At 69.6% G+C, this 15798-nt stretch carries 16 protein-coding genes; 7 read left to right on the top strand and 9 right to left on the bottom strand.

The features are described from left to right. Positions 1-10: 10 nt before the first annotated feature. The 3 genes from QH276_RS26090 to QH276_RS26080 form a co-directional block, all read right to left on the bottom strand. Positions 11-1015: a methionine ABC transporter ATP-binding protein gene (locus tag QH276_RS26090; protein ID WP_280398716.1), complete on the bottom strand. Its 1005-nt coding sequence runs from the start codon at positions 1013-1015 to the stop codon at positions 11-13. After that, positions 1012-1878: a MetQ/NlpA family ABC transporter substrate-binding protein gene (locus QH276_RS26085; RefSeq protein ID WP_280398717.1), complete on the bottom strand. Its 867-nt coding sequence runs from the start codon at positions 1876-1878 to the stop codon at positions 1012-1014. The genes QH276_RS26090 and QH276_RS26085 overlap by 4 nt, the downstream gene beginning before the upstream one ends. 353 nt (positions 1879-2231) lie before the next feature. After that, positions 2232-3068, bottom strand: coding sequence for a helix-turn-helix domain-containing protein (locus tag QH276_RS26080; protein ID WP_280398718.1), 837 nt, complete (start codon positions 3066-3068; stop codon positions 2232-2234). 100 nt (positions 3069-3168) lie between these two features. On the opposite strand from QH276_RS26080, the gene QH276_RS26075 reads away from it, so the two are divergent. Continuing rightward, entirely contained in the window at positions 3169-3714 is a 546-nt protein-coding gene (locus tag QH276_RS26075) for a YceI family protein (protein ID WP_280398719.1), read from the top strand. Positions 3715-3857: 143 nt separating this feature from the next. Here the strand turns inward: QH276_RS26075 and QH276_RS26070 are convergent, their stop codons facing one another. From QH276_RS26070 to chrA, 6 genes are all read right to left on the bottom strand, one after another. After that, the gene (locus QH276_RS26070) at positions 3858-4016 is read right to left on the bottom strand and encodes a hypothetical protein (protein WP_280398720.1); all 159 of its coding nucleotides are present in this window, start codon (positions 4014-4016) and stop codon (positions 3858-3860) included. A 47-nt stretch (positions 4017-4063) separates the two neighbouring features. After that, entirely contained in the window at positions 4064-4855 is a 792-nt protein-coding gene (locus tag QH276_RS26065; protein WP_280398721.1) for an ABC transporter ATP-binding protein, read from the bottom strand. Then, complete coding sequence (locus tag QH276_RS26060) at positions 4852-5895, bottom strand: taurine ABC transporter substrate-binding protein (RefSeq protein WP_280398722.1); 1044 nt, start codon at positions 5893-5895, stop codon at positions 4852-4854. The genes QH276_RS26065 and QH276_RS26060 overlap by 4 nt, the downstream gene beginning before the upstream one ends. Beyond that, positions 5892-6767 carry an ABC transporter permease gene (locus QH276_RS26055; protein ID WP_280406932.1) on the bottom strand — a complete coding sequence of 292 codons (876 nt, stop codon included), beginning with the start codon at positions 6765-6767 and terminating at the stop codon, positions 5892-5894. The genes QH276_RS26060 and QH276_RS26055 overlap by 4 nt, the downstream gene beginning before the upstream one ends. Before the next feature lie 587 nt (positions 6768-7354). Next, positions 7355-8299 (bottom strand): TIGR03564 family F420-dependent LLM class oxidoreductase, encoded by a 945-nt coding sequence (locus tag QH276_RS26050; protein WP_280398724.1) that lies wholly within the window; start codon positions 8297-8299, stop codon positions 7355-7357. A 191-nt stretch (positions 8300-8490) separates the two neighbouring features. Beyond that, a complete protein-coding gene (chrA, locus tag QH276_RS26045; RefSeq protein WP_280398725.1) occupies positions 8491-9876 on the bottom strand; it encodes a chromate efflux transporter in 1386 nt (461 codons plus the stop codon). A 77-nt stretch (positions 9877-9953) separates the two neighbouring features. On the opposite strand from chrA, the gene QH276_RS26040 reads away from it, so the two are divergent. The 6 genes from QH276_RS26040 to QH276_RS26015 all read left to right on the top strand — a co-directional run bounded on the left by QH276_RS26040 (position 9954) and on the right by QH276_RS26015 (position 15388). Then, the gene (locus QH276_RS26040) at positions 9954-10481 is read left to right on the top strand and encodes a Chromate resistance protein ChrB (RefSeq protein WP_280398726.1); all 528 of its coding nucleotides are present in this window, start codon (positions 9954-9956) and stop codon (positions 10479-10481) included. Further along, on the top strand, positions 10478-10909 hold the full coding sequence (locus QH276_RS26035; protein WP_280398727.1) for a chromate resistance protein ChrB domain-containing protein: 432 nt from the start codon (positions 10478-10480) through the stop codon (positions 10907-10909). Before QH276_RS26040 ends, QH276_RS26035 begins: the two co-directional genes overlap by 4 nt. Next, positions 10878-11591, top strand: coding sequence for an ABC transporter ATP-binding protein (locus tag QH276_RS26030; RefSeq protein WP_280398728.1), 714 nt, complete (start codon positions 10878-10880; stop codon positions 11589-11591). Before QH276_RS26035 ends, QH276_RS26030 begins: the two co-directional genes overlap by 32 nt. After that, a complete protein-coding gene (locus tag QH276_RS26025) occupies positions 11588-12367 on the top strand; it encodes an ABC transporter permease (RefSeq protein ID WP_280406931.1) in 780 nt (259 codons plus the stop codon). The genes QH276_RS26030 and QH276_RS26025 overlap by 4 nt, the downstream gene beginning before the upstream one ends. Before the next feature lie 86 nt (positions 12368-12453). Further along, complete coding sequence (locus QH276_RS26020) at positions 12454-13815, top strand: NtaA/DmoA family FMN-dependent monooxygenase (protein WP_280398730.1); 1362 nt, start codon at positions 12454-12456, stop codon at positions 13813-13815. 379 nt (positions 13816-14194) lie between these two features. Beyond that, the gene (locus tag QH276_RS26015; protein ID WP_280398731.1) at positions 14195-15388 is read left to right on the top strand and encodes a GNAT family N-acetyltransferase; all 1194 of its coding nucleotides are present in this window, start codon (positions 14195-14197) and stop codon (positions 15386-15388) included. Positions 15389-15798 lie beyond the last annotated feature (410 nt).

Below are 15798 nucleotides of genomic sequence, written 5' to 3'. Positions count from 1 at the left end.
GGTGTCCTCGCTACCGTTGCCCCAGCTGGGTGATGACCTTTTCGACGGCGTCGTCCGGGCCGTCGAGGGCGAGCGTGACACTGCCGAATGTCTTGTCCTGCAATGTGCTCACTCCGCCGTAGACCACTTCGAACCGAACCCCGGACTGCGCCGCGGTGGTGAGCGCGGGGCCGATACCGCGGGCGTCGTCGATATCGACGGTCACCAGCCGGCCCCGGTGCAGTTCCTCGAGCCGGCGTAGTTCGTCCGGCGCCGGCCGGTTGTGCAGGACGGTATCGACGAACGATCGGGTGGGGGCGGACTGCGGGGCCGCGAAGACGTCGAACGTCTTTGCCAGCTCCACGATCCGGCCCTCGGCCAGCACCGCGACCCGGTCCGCGACCGCGCGGATCACATCCATTTCGTGGGTGATGACCACGATGGTGACACCGAGTTCGGTATTGATTTTGCGCAGCAGGCGCAGCACCTCGCCGGTGGTCTCGGGGTCGAGCGCCGAGGTGGCCTCGTCGGCCAGGAGCAGCGAGGGGGAGGTGGCCAGCGCGCGGGCGATCCCCACCCGCTGCTTCTGACCGCCGGACAACTGGTCGGGGTAGCTACGCGCCTTATCGGACAGGCCGACGAATTCCAGCAGTTCGGCCAGCCGCTCCTTTCGCTTCGCCCGCGGCCAGCCGGCCACCTTCAGCGGGTACTCGATATTGCCGGCGGCGGTGCGCGAGCGGAAGAGGTTGAACTGCTGGAACACCATGCCGATATCGCGGCGTAACCGGCGCACCCGCGCCTCGGAAACCCCGGTGATCGGCGAGCCGGCGATCTCGATGGTGCCGCTCGTCGGCTTCTCCAAGGCATTGATCAATCGCACGAGGGTGCTCTTACCGGCACCGGAATAGCCGATCACGCCGAAGATCTCGCCCTGTTCGATCCGCAGATCGATATCCGCCAGCGCGGTCTGCTCTTGTTTGCCCGTGCGGAAAACCTTGGTCACCGACCGGAATTCGACGGCAGGGGTGGAGCTCACCGCCCGTCACGGATGGTCTGCTGAACCCGCTGCAGGATCGGGGCGAGTTCCGCTCCGGTGCGCCGCACCTGCACCGCGGTGCCCTTGGAGGAATCGGCGACCGCCTGCTGGACCTCGGGGTCGTGCCAGATCTCCACGAGACGCTGATAGGTCGCGTTGTCCTTGTCCTCGGCGCGGGTGACGAAGGCGTTGATATACGGTTCGGCGCCGGGGCTCGACGGGTCGTCCTTGTAGAGCGCGGAGAGCGGGTCGACACCCGACCGTTCCAGGAAGGTGTTGTTGATGATCGACCCGTCCACCGATTCCAGCGACAGTGCGGTCTGTGCGGCATCGACCGGTGTCACTTTCACCTTGGACGCATTCCGGTCGATATCGGCCGGCGACGGCGCGCGGGTGTCCGAGGACAGCTTCACCAGGCCCGCCGCTTCGAGGACGAACAATGCCCGCGCTTGGTTCGACGGATCGTTCGGGATCGCGATCTCCCCTCCGGGCGGGATATCGGCCACGGACTCGTGCTTCTTCGAATACAGACCCAGCGGCACGATCTGCGTGGCACCGATCGGGGTGAGATCGGCATTGTTGGCGACGTTGTATTCGCCGAGGAACTGCAGGTGCTGGAAGAGGTTCACATCGATCTGCCCCTGCGACAGCGCAATATTGGGCTGCGAGTAGTCGGAGTAGGTGGCGATCTCCAGCGTGATGCCCTGCTCCTGGGCCTTACGCTCGAAAACATCCCATTCCGGGCTGTTCTCGGTGGTCCCGATCCGCACCGCATCACCCTCGGCCCCGGAATCACCACCGCACGCCGTGAGGCCGAGCGCGGCGGCCAGCAGCAGCACCGTCACCGATCGAGGGAATTTCACTCCGTGCTCCCGAATGCTCGTGCCGATATCGACTCGGTAATCCCAGTCGCCGTCCCCCGCTCCGGCAATCATTCGGATAGTGCTGAACCAAACCCTGTGCCGAACCCGTTCCTGCCACTAGGTTGCGCACCATCGGCGGTGCGCTGCCGATATCCCGGACGGTCGGTCGTAACAGCGTGACCGCCCCGCGATGCCCTCGGGGAACAGCCCCGCCTCCCCATACGCGATACCCGCACCGCGCTCTCCTCCGCCCCCGCGAGGCGCCGTTCGCCGCGCGCCCGTTGCCGAGGCCGGCTCTGCGGACCGGCTCCGGGGTACGGGGCCGCCCCAGCCGAGGCCCGTAACCGGCGTGCTTACTCCCCGGCGGCGTGCGGCGGTACGAGACGCAGGCCGGGGCCTGCCGCGGCGGATCGGTCGACGAGCCAGATCACCAGACCTTGATCGGCGTCGTTTTCCAGTATTTCGACCGGAACGTCGACCTCACCCGAGTCCGGATGAGCGAACCGCAGCACCTTCGATACGGGCAGGCCCGCGCCCTGCGGCCGCCAGCGGGCCGCGAAATCGGGGTTCCGGCGCAGCGTGGTGACGATATCGCGCAGGAGTTCGTCACCGGGCCGGCGCAGGGTGGCGCGGCGTAGCAGTTCGGCGAAGGTATCGGCGGCGTCGGCCCAGTTGCGCAGCATCCGCCGGGCCTGCGGATGCGAGTAGACGTACCGGGCCAAGTTCACATTCTCCCGCTGATCCAGCAGTCCCAGCGGAGCGGCGAACTCTTCCCATGCGGAGTTCCAGCCCAGCACATCAAGTCGCAGGCCGAGGACGAATGCCGGGGTCGGCGCCAGCGACCGGAGTACGGCCTGCATCGTTTCCGAAATCTGCTCCTGGGCCGGGTGGGGTTCCGGGCAGCGGGCCTCGTGGCCGCTGGTCATCGCCAGCCAGCCGAACACACCGCGTTCGCCCTCGTCGAGCAGCAGCGCCTCGGCCAGCGCTTCGATGACCGCGATCGAGGGGTTGGTATCGCGACCCTGTTCCAGCCGGGCCAGATAGTCGGCGCTCACTCCGGCCCGCACAGCCACCTCCTCGCGGCGCAGGCCGGGTGTCCGGCGCCGGCCGCCCGCGGGCAGGCCGAGGTCGGCGGGCCGCAGTTCGGCGCGCCGCCTGACCAGGTATTCGGCGAAGGCGTTGCGGGTCATTCCACCATGGTGCCGTGCGGCGGCCGCGTTATCCGCGCCCTGTCAGTGCGGGGATAACCAGGGTCTGGCCGGTGCGCAGCGGCGCGGAGATCGTGGTGACATGACAACAACACCGGAAACCACCAGTACGACCCTGCGCGCCGGGTCGTGGGCTCTCGATCCCGCGCACTCCTCCGTCGCGTTCGTCATCCGCCACTTGGGCATATCCAAGGTCCGCGGCGGGTTCACCCGTTTCGGCACCCGCTTCGACGTCGACGACACCGGCGCCGCCACGATCGGCGCGACCATCGACCTCGATTCGTTCGATACCGGCAACCCCGACCGCGACGCGCATATCCGCACCGCCGACTTCCTGGACGTCGCCAACCGCCCGGTCCTGTCGTTCCGCGCCAACGAACCGGTGCGGATCGCCGAGCAGTTCACGGTCGCGGGGGAGGCCACGCTGGGTACGCGCACCGCGCCGGTCACCCTGGACGTCGAATGGGGCGGTATCGGCGATTTCGGTCCCGCCGGCGAACGGCACGCCGGATTCTCGGCGACCGGAACCATCAAACGCTCCGATTTCGCCGTGGGCGCCGCACTGCCCGGGCTGCTGAGCGATACGGTCCGCATCGAACTGGAGATCCAGCTGATCGAACCGCGCTGACCGGCCGGCGTCCCCGACTGCGGGGCCCGCCGTATCGGCGCCGGACCGATCTGCCCCGGCGCCACGGAGACGGCGGTCCCGCGCCGGCGGGTCACCGGCGGTCGAAAACCAGCCGGGACAGCGAATCGAGCGCACGGCCTTGATCACCGGGAGTTCGGCGCCGACCAACCGGACCCGGTGCGGGCCGTCCACCGCGGTGGCGAGTACTTCGTCCGCGGAAGCTCCGGTGCCCAGCAATCGGCGAGCTCGGTAATCGCGATGATCCGCGGCGTACCACCGGTGACCTGCGCTTCGATCAGCACACCGGCCTACTTGTAAGCCCGGGCGGCGAATGCTTCGGGGATCCGGCTCACGGGGTCGCGTGGGCGGTGTAGATGTGCTGGGCCACCTCGTCGCGCATGGTGGTGAACCTCGGATCGGCGCGTAGTGCGGGGAACGGGGCGTCGGCGAGCTCGGCCTTGAAGGCCGTGGGGCGGTCGTAGATGATGCGACCCGGCCGGGTGCCCATCACCAGCACTCGGGTGCCCAGGAGCAGCGCCTCGTCGATGCTGTGGGTGACGAACAGGACGGTCTTGCGCCGCTCCCGCCACAGGGTGAGGAGTTCGCCCTGAAGGTTCTCCCTCGTCAGGGCGTCGAGGGCGCCGAAAGGTTCGTCCATCAGGATGATCCGCGGGTCGTTGATCAGGACGCGGGCGATCTGGGCGCGTTGCTGCTGGCCGCCGGAGAGTTCGTAGGGGCGCCGGCCGCCGAGATGGTCGAGGCCGACCATGGTGAGCAGGCGGCCCGCCTCGGCCGCGCGTGCGGCGCGGGCGATTCCGCGGACCTTCGGCCCGAACTCGACGTTCTGCCGCACCGTCAGCCACGGGTACAGGGCGGGCTGCTGGAAAACCACACCGCGATCCGGATCGGGTCCGGTGATCGGCCGATCCCCGACCCGCACCGTGCCCTGGGTGGGCTCGAGGAAACCGGCCAGTAGTTTCAGCAGCGTGGTCTTCCCGCAACCGGATGGGCCGACGACACAGACGAATTCGCCGCTGTCGATGGTGAGATCCGTCGGGGCCAGTACCTGGGTGGGCCCGTCACCGCCCGGATAGCTCTTGGCCACTCCCGTGAAGGTGACCCGGTGGACGTCGCCGCTCATTGCGCGGACCGCGCCGCATCGGGATACAGGGCGGCCCGGTAGTCCTGTTCGCTGCCGACGGCCTCGACACCGCCCTGGTTCAGCAGGAACTGCGCGGTATTGCGCAGGTTCCCGGCGAAGTCGCCGCCCAGGTACCGCGGTCCGGCCTGTTCGGCCGCGGTGGGGTAGGTGTAGCCCGCGAGCTGTGGTAACGCCTGCTGCGGGTCGATCCCCAGCTGTGCACCCACCGAGACCGCCGCCTCCTGCGGGTTGTCGCGCAACCGGCCGACCGCGTAGTTCTGCACCTTCGCCCAGACCGCCGCGAAATCGCTGTGCTGCTCCAGGAATGCCGTGGTGGCGGCGGCGACATCGAAGGTGGCCGACCCCGCGGCGGCGGTATCGGCGCTGGAGGCGATGGCGGTGCCGCCCGCTTCGATGAGCTTCGGCAGGGTCGGTGCCCAGACCCAGGCGGCGTCGATCTGGTTGCCGGTCCAGGCGCCGGGGATGGCTTCGGGCTGCAGGTTCACCAGCTCGACCTGGCCGGTGAGCCTCGCCTCGTCGAGCGCGGCCAGCAGGCTGTAGTGCGCGGTGCTACCGAACGGGGTCGCGACCCGTTTCCCGCGCAGGCCCGCCACCTCGGTGATCGGCGCCTTGGCCACCAGCGATTCGGATTCCCCGATCACATCGTGGATCCACAGCACCCGCACCGGCAGATTCAGCGGTGCCGACACCGCTTTCGTGGCCGGGCTGGACCCGAGCGTCGCGATATCGATACTGCCCGCGCCGAAGGCCTGCACCACATCGGCGCCGGAGGCGAACCGGCTCCAGGTGATCGTCGCGTTCGGCAGACAGGCCTCGAGCAGGCCCCGGTCCTTGACGTACAGGTCGGCATTCGGGATCGCCTGGAAACCGAGGCGCGCGGTGGCGGTGATCCCGGGATCCGGCTCGAACGGGCAGGCCGCGGCGCTCTGCGCGCCGGTGTCGCCGCGACCGGATTCCACGCAACCGGCCACCGCGAAAGCCAGTGCCAGCGCCAGAACAGTACGCAGGATGCGTGTCATACCTTGCCCTTCCAGGGAACTGCCGCGTCACCGGCGAATTTGATGACGGAATCGAGAACCAGTGCGGCGCAGCCGATCACGATGATGCAGGCGATGGTCAGCGGGGTGTCCAGCTGGGTTCCGGAGATATAGGCGAGCCCGCCGATACCGGGGATCCCGTTGTTCAGTTCGGCCGCGACGACGGTGGTCCAGGCGAACGCGGTGGCGATCCGGATACCGCTGATCACTTCGGGCAGAGTCGCGGGAAGTACCACCCGGACGACCACCTGCCCGCGACCGGCGCCCAGCGAACGGGCGGCGTCGAGATAATCCTGCCGCACTCCCGCGACACCGTTGAGCGTGGCGATCGCTATGGGCGGGAACGCCGCCAGGAACAGCAGCCAGATCTTCGACACATCACCGATACCGAACCAGACGATCAGCAACCCGATGTAGCCCAGCGGCGGAAGGGCACGCAGGAAGTTCAGGATCGGTTCGGTGATCAACCGGACCGGCGTCACCATCCCCATCACGAACCCGATCAGCGGGCCGGCGAGTACCGCCAGCCCCACCCCGGCGCCGATCCGCTGCAAACTGGCGACCAGATGCTCCCACAGGTAGTAGTCCTGCGCGCCGATCACCATCCGGTCGACGCCCGGCGCGATCGGATGCCGGGTGCTGGCCCGCACGAACGCATCCCACACGGCTCCGGGTGACGGCAGGTACAGCGGGTCCACCAGCCGGGTCGCCGTCACCAGCACCCACAGTCCGAGGACCAGGGCGAGGGCGGCGAGCCGGGTCAGGGCGGGCTGCAGCAGTGTGCGGTAACCACTGCGGGCCGGCTTCTGCGCCGGCTCGGTCGCGGTCGGCGCCGGCGTTGCGGTGGCGGTCATCGTCCGCACCACACGGTTCGCCCCGAGTCGGCCACTTCGTTCTCCATACTTCCGCCCGACCAGGGCTGTCGAGCCGATCACCGCAGATCGGCACGAGGCGCGACAGTACCGAGACGGGCCGGTCGCGGGAAGAATTGAACGCGCCGTGAGCGAAATTCACCCGGTCGTTGCCGACCGGCACGTGGCCGGTGCGGACCGGCGCCTGCGGTGGTGAGGTGCGAGGCTTCGCGTTAGCTCGCCCGGGTTCTGCTGCGCCCCGGCACCGTTCTCGCCGCCGCCCTGCCGCGGTCCCTCGCGGCGGTCGTCACCATCTGGGCCGCCGCGAAGGCGGGCACCGCGTTTGTGCCGATCGACCCCAACCTGACCGCCGGGCGCCGGTAATCGGGCCGCGCCCGCCCGAGTGCCGGAGCCGCGTCGTCATCCCACACTCCGGCCACCGCATACCATCCTTTGGCATCCCGGCCGACGGCGAGATCGCGGTGATCGTCGCCGACTGCGGGCCCGTGTCGACGGCACGGAACTCACCGAGGAGATCCCTGGGACCCGTGGCAGGCGGCGGCCGCCGCCTGCATCACCGATGTCCGGTTTCAGGCCCGCCTACCGCTGATCGAACCCAGGAAACGCCAGGTGGCGCGCTCGTCCTCGGCGCCGCCCAGGTCGGTTTGCGTGACCAGGAGTTCGGTGGCGCCCGCATCCACGTAGCGGCGCAGTTGCGCCTCGACCTCGGCTTCGGTGCCGATCACCACCAGCTCGGCGGCGCTCGCGACACCTTCCCGGTCCAGTACCGACCGATAGGACGGGATCGCGTCGTAGAACGCCATCCGCTCGGCCGCCACCGCGCGGACCCGGTCCGGTTCGTCGGTGACCACCACCGCGACCCCTGCGATCACCCGGGGCCGCGGACGTCCGGCGGCGCGGGCGGCCCTTTCGACGCGGGGCACGATATCGTCGCCGAGGGCGCGTGGGCCGGCCAGGAACGGCACGATCCCGTCCGCGAGTTCCCCGGAGACCGCGAGCGCCTGCGGCCCCATGGCGGCGACCACGATCTGGGGATTGTCGCCGCCGGCGACGGCGGCGGACAACCGCGGGGCAGCGGTGAGGGTTTCGCCGGTGAAATCGACCGTGCCCGTGCTGAGGACCGCGCGCAGAACCGTCAGGTACTCCCGCAACCGGCGGATCGGGCGGTCGGTGGGCACGCCGAACGCGGGCTCTTCCAGATCCCGCGCCCCGAGCCCCAGCCCGAGGGTGAAGCGGCGATGGCTGGCGGCGTGCGCGGTCTGCGCCTGACTCGCGACCACCAGCGGATGCCGCGGATTGATCGGCACCACCGAGGTGCCGACGTGCAGTCCCGGAACCGCGGCGCCGACGACGGCGGCGACGGAGAGCGAATCGAAATCGAAACGCTGTGCGAACCAGGCCCGGTCGATCCCGGCGCGCTGCACGGTGCGCGCACGTTCGAGCAGATCGTCGACAGTATTCGGCGCGGCGGGGTCGGGATTGAGCGCGATGCCGATCGGTGCGGTGAGTGCCATATGCGCCGCAACCGCGCGCCGGGCGATGCGTATTCCCTACGGGGGTAGTTGAATTCACGACGAATTCAACGCTGACGAACCGTGCCGGTCTCGGCTGACGAGTGTGCTCGGATTCCGGTGATCATGGCCGAGCGCCGAAGATCACCGGAATCGGACCGTACGGGAACACCCACGAAGGGCCGGCGCGGCGGTCAGGTGAGGGGCAGTCCGGCCAAGGTCGCGGCGAGGCCGAGGGCCACGCTGACGCCGAGGATGCGCAGCATGGTCCAGTTGAGTGCGAATGCGAGGACCGCCGCGACAGTGGTGATCGCGAGGGCGACGGGCTGAATGCTGGTGGGGTCGGGGATTTGGAGGTGCAGGGGCCCGGTGGTGACCGTGTTCGTCTCGGTGAACAGGGTGTGGAGCGTGAAGTAGAGGCCGAGGTTGGCGATGACGCCGACGACGGCGGCGGTGATCCCGGTCAGGGCCGCGGACAGGGTGTGGTTGTGGCGCAGTCGTTCGACGTAGGGCGCGCCGAGCAGGATGAACAGGAAGCAGGGCACGAAGGTGACCCAGGTGGTGAGCAGGGAGCCGAGTACGCCCGCGATCCAGGGGTCGAGGGTGCCGGGGTTGTGGTAGGCGCCGAGGAAGGCGACGAATTGTACGACCATGATCAGGGGGCCGGGGGTGGATTCGGCGAGGGCGAGGCCGCGGACCATATCGGTGGGGGATAGCCAGCCGTAGACCTCGGCCGCGCGTTGTGCGACGAAGGCGAGTACGGCGTAGGCGCCGCCGAAGGTGACCACCGCGGTGCCGGAGAAGAACACGCCCTGGGTGGTGAGTGTGTGGGTGCTGCCGAGGAATACGGCGGCTGCGGCGACCGGGGCGGCCCAGATGAGCAGTCCGATACCGAGGGTGACCAGGCCGCGCCGGGCCGAAGGGGTTTCGTGGTGCAGCGCGTCGTCGGCGATCAGCGGCACGGATTCCGCGGTGCCGGGTTCATCGTGATCGGCCGGTGCCGACCTGTTCGTGCGCCCGAGCACCCATCCGGCTACCGCGGCTACCGCGATGACGACCGGGAAGGGGACCGCGAACAGGGTGAGCGCGGCGAAGGCGGCGACGGCGATCGCGACGAGCCCGGGGCGGGTGAGGGCGCGGCGGCCGACGCGCAGGACGGCTTGGGCGACGATGACCACGACGGCGGGGGCGAGCCCGGCCAGCAGGGTGGTGTCGCCGAATCCGACGTAGATCGCCGAGAGGGCCAGCAGCGCGAGCATGCCGGGGAGGACGAACAGGGTACCGGCGATGAGGCCACCGCGGCGGCCGTTGAGCAGCCAGCCGATGTAGATGGCCAGCTGCTGGGCTTCGGGGCCGGGGAGCAGCATGCAGTAGTTGAGGGCGTGCAGGAAGCGTTGCTGGCCGATCCAGCGTTTCTCCTCGACCAGGGTGCGCTGCATGACCGCGATCTGCCCGGCCGGTCCGCCGAAGGTTTGCAGCGAGATGAGGAACCACGCCTTGGTCGCGGTGCGTAACGGGATGAGGTCTGTGGCGGTGTCGCGTCGTAACACGGGGCGTTCCCCTTCTCCGGCCGAATCCATGCCGGGAAATGTAACCGTGGTTGCAGTGTTTCGGAACGTGAGAAATATTGCAACCACGGTTGCGGTAAGGTGAGCGCGTGGTCGCTGACGAGCGAGAGGCGCCGACGGCGAGTTCCGCCGCGTCGGCCCGTGCCGCGGGGCAATGGGTGTTGCTGTCGTACCGGATGCCACGCAATCCGTCGACGGCGCGGATCACGGTGTGGCGCAAACTCAAACGCCTCGGTGTCGCTCAGCTCGGAGACGGGGTGGTGACCCTGCCCGCGGACGCCCGGACCCGTGAACAGCTGGATTGGATCGCCGAGGAGATCGTCGAGGGCGGGGGAGAGGCGATGGTGTGGCTGGCCCGGCCCACTACCGCCGCCCAGGAGCGCCGTCTCGCCCGGACCATGGCCCAGGCCCGCACTGCGGAGTACACCGCGGTGATCGCCGAAGCCGACCAGGCCCTCACCCTGCCCGAGGAGGAACGCCGCCGCGCGTTACGGCGGCTGCGTGGGGAACTGCGCCGGATCCAGCGCCGGGACTTCTTCCCCCCGCCCGCGCGCACCGCCGCCCAGCGGGCGGTGCAGTCCCTGCATTCCGACCACGTCACCGAGGAGTCCGCATGAAATGGGCCACCCGCGCCGGTATCCATATCGACCGCGCCGCCTGTGCCTGGTTGATCCGCCGCGAGATCGACTCCGCGGCGGAGTTCGTCTTCGTCACCGACCCGGCCGAGGTCCCGGCGGAGGCGACACCGTTCGATATGCGCGGTGCCGACCTCGGCCACCACGGCGGGGACTGCAGCTTCGAAACGATCCTGCGCCGCCACGATCTCACCGATCCCGTGTTGTGGCGGATGGCCGAGATCGTGCACGAGGCCGATATCGACGACGAACGTTTCGACGCCCCCGAAGCGCCCGGCCTGGACGCCGTGCTGCGCGGGCTCTCGATGATCGGCGACGACACCCACACCCTGTCCGTGTCCGGGCCGATCTTCGACGGTCTCTACGAGTATTACCGCCGTGAAACCCTTCTCGGCCGCGAACCGGCCTGAACGCCCGGCCGCCGAAACCGCGCGGCACAGCCCGCCGCGGGCGCCGGGGTACGAGATCCGTGGTGTGCGGTTGCGCCGCGGCGGGACCACGGTCCTCGATGGGTTGGCCGCGGATATCCCGGGTGGGGCCTGCACGGTACTCACCGGTCCCAGCGGCGCGGGTAAATCCGCCCTGCTGCGGCTGCTGATCCGGCTCGACGACCCCGATATCGGCCGTATCACTTTCGACGGTATGGACCTGACCGCCCACGATGTGCTCGCGCTGCGGCGGCGGGTCCAGTTGGTGGCCCAGCGGCCGGTTCTGCTGACCGGTTCGGTGCTCAGCGAAGTGCGTATCGCGCGGCCCGACCTCACCGAGACCCAGGTCGAGACGCTGCTCGTGCGGGCCGGCCTGCCCGCGCGCTTCCTCGCTCGCTCTACCCGCGGACTGTCGGGTGGGGAAGCGGCTCGGTTGTGTGTGGCCCGGGCATTGGCTACGAATCCGCAGGTGCTGCTGGCCGACGAACCCACCGCCGCCCTCGACGACACCTCCACCCGGGCGCTGGAACACACGCTCAGCGAGTTCACCACCGGCGGTGGAACATTGGTGCTGGTGAGCCATGACTCCGCTCAGATCGGTCGTCTGGCCGGCCAGGTGATCACGCTCGACCACGGCCGCCGTACCACGGGTGAGCACTCGTGAACGCCACCGCGATGACCTGGTGGCAGGTGGCGGCCGCGGTGCCGCTGGTGGGCGCCGCGGTGGCCGCCGCGGCGTATCAGCGGCTGGGCCTGACCCGCGATCTGGTGACCGCGGCAGTCCGGGCCGCCGTGCAGCTCGCGGCGGTCGGGGCGGTGTTGCTGCTGCTGCTGTTCGCGCACGCCGCGACGGCAGGGACGATCGGCTGGGTCGCGCTGATGCTGCTGATCGCCGGGCAGGTCGCCGGCCGCCGCGGCCGCGTTGTGCCCCGGGCCCGGGTTCTGGCCACGGTCGCGATCGCCGTCGGGTCGCTTCCGGTGCTGGTCGCGTTGATCGTGTTCGGTGTGCTGGCGGCGCGAGCCGAGGTGATGATCCCGATCTCGGGCATGGTCATCGCCACCGCCATGCAGGCCACCGGGGTGACCTTGTTGCGGGTCGGCGAGGATATCGGCCATCACCGGCCCGCGATCGAAACCCGGCTCGCCCTCGGCATGCCCGCCACCACCGCGTTCGCCCCGCACCGGCGTTCCGCGGTGCGCACCGCCCTGCTCCCGGCCGTCGACTCGACGAAAGTGGTCGGGCTGGTGAGCCTCCCGGGGGCGATGACCGGGCTCATCATCGCCGGTGTCGACCCGCTGACCGCGATCCGGTATCAGATCGTCGTCATGTACATGTTGCTGGCTGCCGCGACGCTGGCGGCGACCACCGGCGCCTACCTCGCCCACCACGCGCTGTTCGACACCACCGCCCACCGGCTCCGCGTTCCCGAGCAAGCCTGACGGGGCTTCGCCAGGCCGGGCCGTGTACCGGTTCAGCAGACGAGGACCCGGGTACGCGCGGCGCAGGAATCACGCTGAGCGCAAGGATGTCCCGTCCGGCGGCGCCGTCCTACGGTCGGGCAGTGGTATCGCGTGACGGATCTCGGCGGCATCTGAAGACGGTTACGGGAGTGAGCGGAGGGACCGATATCTACGCGGCCGCCGTGGACCCGGCGCGCTCGACTCTGGCGAACGCGCTCACCGTCGCGAAGGTCGCCGAAGAGCACAAGATCGACGCGCTCTTCGCCGCCGACCTGCTGGCTTTCGGCGCGCAGGGCGCGATCGGGGCGCAGGAACCGCTGATCTACCTCTCGGCGCTCAGCGCGGTGACCTCGCGGATCGGACTGATCGCGACCGTCACCACCACCTTCCACCACCCGTACAACCTCGCGCGCCTGTTCGGCACCCTCGACCATGTGAGCAACGGCCGCGCCGCCTGGAACGCGGTGACCTCGTCGCTGGGGGAGGAGAACTACAGCGATCTGGAGTTGCCCGGCCCGGAGGATCGGTACGCGCGCGCGGCGGAATCGCTGGAGGTGGTGCACGCGCTCTTCGATTCCTGGCGGGAGGGTGCGCTCACACCGGACGGCCGGGGCGGCGCTGTACTTGATCCCGTCCGGGTCCGGCCGATCGACCATCGCGGCCGCTATTTCACCGTGCGCGGACCACTCAATATCCCACCGCTGCCGCAGCGCCGGCCCGTCCAGTTCCAGGCCGGTCAGTCGGCCGGTGGTGTGGAGCTCGGAGCCCGGTTCGCCGAAGTCGTCTTCACCTCGCTCGCCACCTTCGACGACGCGCTCGCCTACACGCACCGGATCCGGGCGCGTGCCCGGGAACTGGGACGCGCGCCGGGACTGCCCTACATCTTCAGTTCGCTGCACGCCACCTACGGCGCGACCCAGGCCGAGGCCGCGCGGCTGGTACGGGAACAGGAGGAATCCTTCGATCTGGAGGCGGGGCGGCGGCTGCTCGCGGATATGCTCGGCGGCGATGTGGACCTGTCCGGCCTTCCGCTGGACCGGCCGCTACCGGAAAGCCTGTTGCCGGAACTGCATTCGGTCCGGCGCCGCCGCGGCCGCGTGGAGATCTTCGCCCGCCGCGCCGCCGCTGGGCATACGCTGCGCGAACTCATCCTGGAAGCCCGGCACACCGGCCACTGGTCGGCGGCCGGAACCCCGGAGCAACTGGCCGACGCCATCGAAGAACGCTATCGCGCCGGGGTTCTCGATATGGTGACCGTCGGCAGTCTGGACGACCCACGCACCCGGGATTTCGTCACCAACGGACTGCTTCCGGAGCTGCGCCGCCGGGATATCGTCGGCAGCGATTACCTCGGCGCGACCTTCCGCGACAATCTCGAACTATCCCCGCTGCCCGCGCCCGCGGCCGAACGGGTCGCGGTGTCGTAACCCACCGAACCGGGCCGCTCGGTGACCGGCTGAATCCGGGCGCGGCTCGGTGACCGGCTGAACCCGGACGCCGCTCGGAAACCCGCCGAACCCGGACGTACTGGGTAACCCGGGGCGGTCCTGCCGATGGCCGTTGGTGGCCGCCGCCTCTCCGGCGACCTGGGCCGTCCGCGTGGACCGGTCCGCGACGCGCCGTATGCCATGTGGCGCATCCAGCCGCCGAACGTGTGCCGCGGGCCACCGGGTATGACTGTGTTTCGGGACCCCGTCCGGGCGCGGGCCCACCTGGGCGTGCGGCGGCCGGATCGCCCTCTGGGTGGCCCGCCGCCGGTTCGCGCCGGCGAACGGTACCGATCAGAGAAGAAACGGAGCGCCGACCATGTCCGTCGACATCGAGACCCTCACCGATCCCGCGGACCTGTGGGCCGCCCAGCAGGTGTTCCGGACCGCGATGACCGGGGTGCCGCTGCTGGAATCCGCTGCCGGGGAACTCCACGAACCCGGCCGGACCCTGGGCGTCCGGGACGGCGGCGAACTCGTGGGGACGGTCAACTCGTACACGAGCTGGTTGGTGGTGCCGGGCGGGCAGCGGGTATCGCATGCGGCGGTCACCCATGTCGGCGTACTACCGACGCATACCCGGCGGGGGATCGCTGCCGCGCTGCTCCGGCGCCAGCTCGCCGATATCGCGGAGCGGGGCGAGGTCCTCGCCTCGCTGCGGGCCACCCAGGGCGGGATCTACGAGCGGTTCGGATACGGAATCGCCGGCTCGGCCGCCCGGCTGGAGATCGACCGGCGGCGGGCCCGGTTCCGCGATACCGTGCCGGAATCGGGACCGGTGCGCTTACTGGCGCCCGCCGACGCGTGGGAGGTGCCCGCGAAGATCTACGCCACCGCCGGGGTGGCGTGGGTCGGTGCGATCGACCGGCCGCCGCACTGGTGGCGGTTGCTGCAGCTGAAGGGCGACCGCGGACATGTCGCGGTGCACGGGGAACGCGGCGCGGAGGACGGTTTCGTCCGCTATCACGGCGCCGAATCGACCGGGTGGGCGCGCAGCACCGAGCGGACGGTGGTGGTCGACGACCTTGTCGCGACCACCCCGGCGGCCTACCTGGGTCTCCTCCGGCATCTGCTGGCCGTGGATATCGTCGATTCCGTGGTGATCCCGATGGCGGCGCCGGATGCTCCGCTGCGGCATCTGCTGACCGATGAGCGTGCGGTCACCGTGACCGATATCCGTGACGAGACCTGGTTGCGGGTGGTCGATGTGGCCGCGGCGCTGCGCCGGCGCACCTACACAGCGGGGCCGCCGGTGGTGCTCACGGTGACGGACCCGCTCGTGCCGGCGAACAATACGACCTTCCGGATCGCCGGGGACGGTGCCGCCGCCACCGCCGCGCCCGCGGATCTCACCGCCGATATCGCCACCCTCGGTGCCGCCTATCTGGGCGGCACACCATGGCGTCATCTGGCGCTTGCGGGCCGGGCGGTGGAACATCGGCCCGGTGCCGCGTCCGCCGCGGACGCGCTGTTCGCGGTGGACGACCACCCGTTCAGCGGAACGTACTTCTGATCGCGCGCATTCGATACGTCGTACCGGGGCCGTCCGCTCGGCCGTTGTCGCTTCGATCGGGTACGAAGGCCGGTTCCGGGTAGCAACGCGGTCCCGTTGGCGCCTACGGCGCGTCCCTGCGCCGAGAGCCGAATCAGTATCGAAAAGCATCGGCTCGGAGCCCGGGTGCCTGCTGTTTTACGAGCCGCTCCCGTGCGCCGATCTCCGCAGAGTTCGTCATTTCCCAAATGGAGAATGATATTCTCCATGGGTCGCGAGGAGTCGCCCATGGTGCCTCGCCGTCGCGTCGAAAGTGCTCGCGGACATGCGGATACCCCATGCTCAAGTCTATCCTTACAAAGATTGCAATACTTATTGCGCTTGCCTGGATGGGGCGTTAGATTCCTTACAAAGTCCTCGACATCGAGGCG

The sequence above is a fragment of the Nocardia carnea genome (genome assembly GCF_029869215.1).
GTDB lineage: Bacteria > Actinomycetota > Actinomycetes > Mycobacteriales > Mycobacteriaceae > Nocardia > Nocardia carnea_B.
This window is presented reverse-complemented; position numbering and strand designations above follow the sequence as displayed.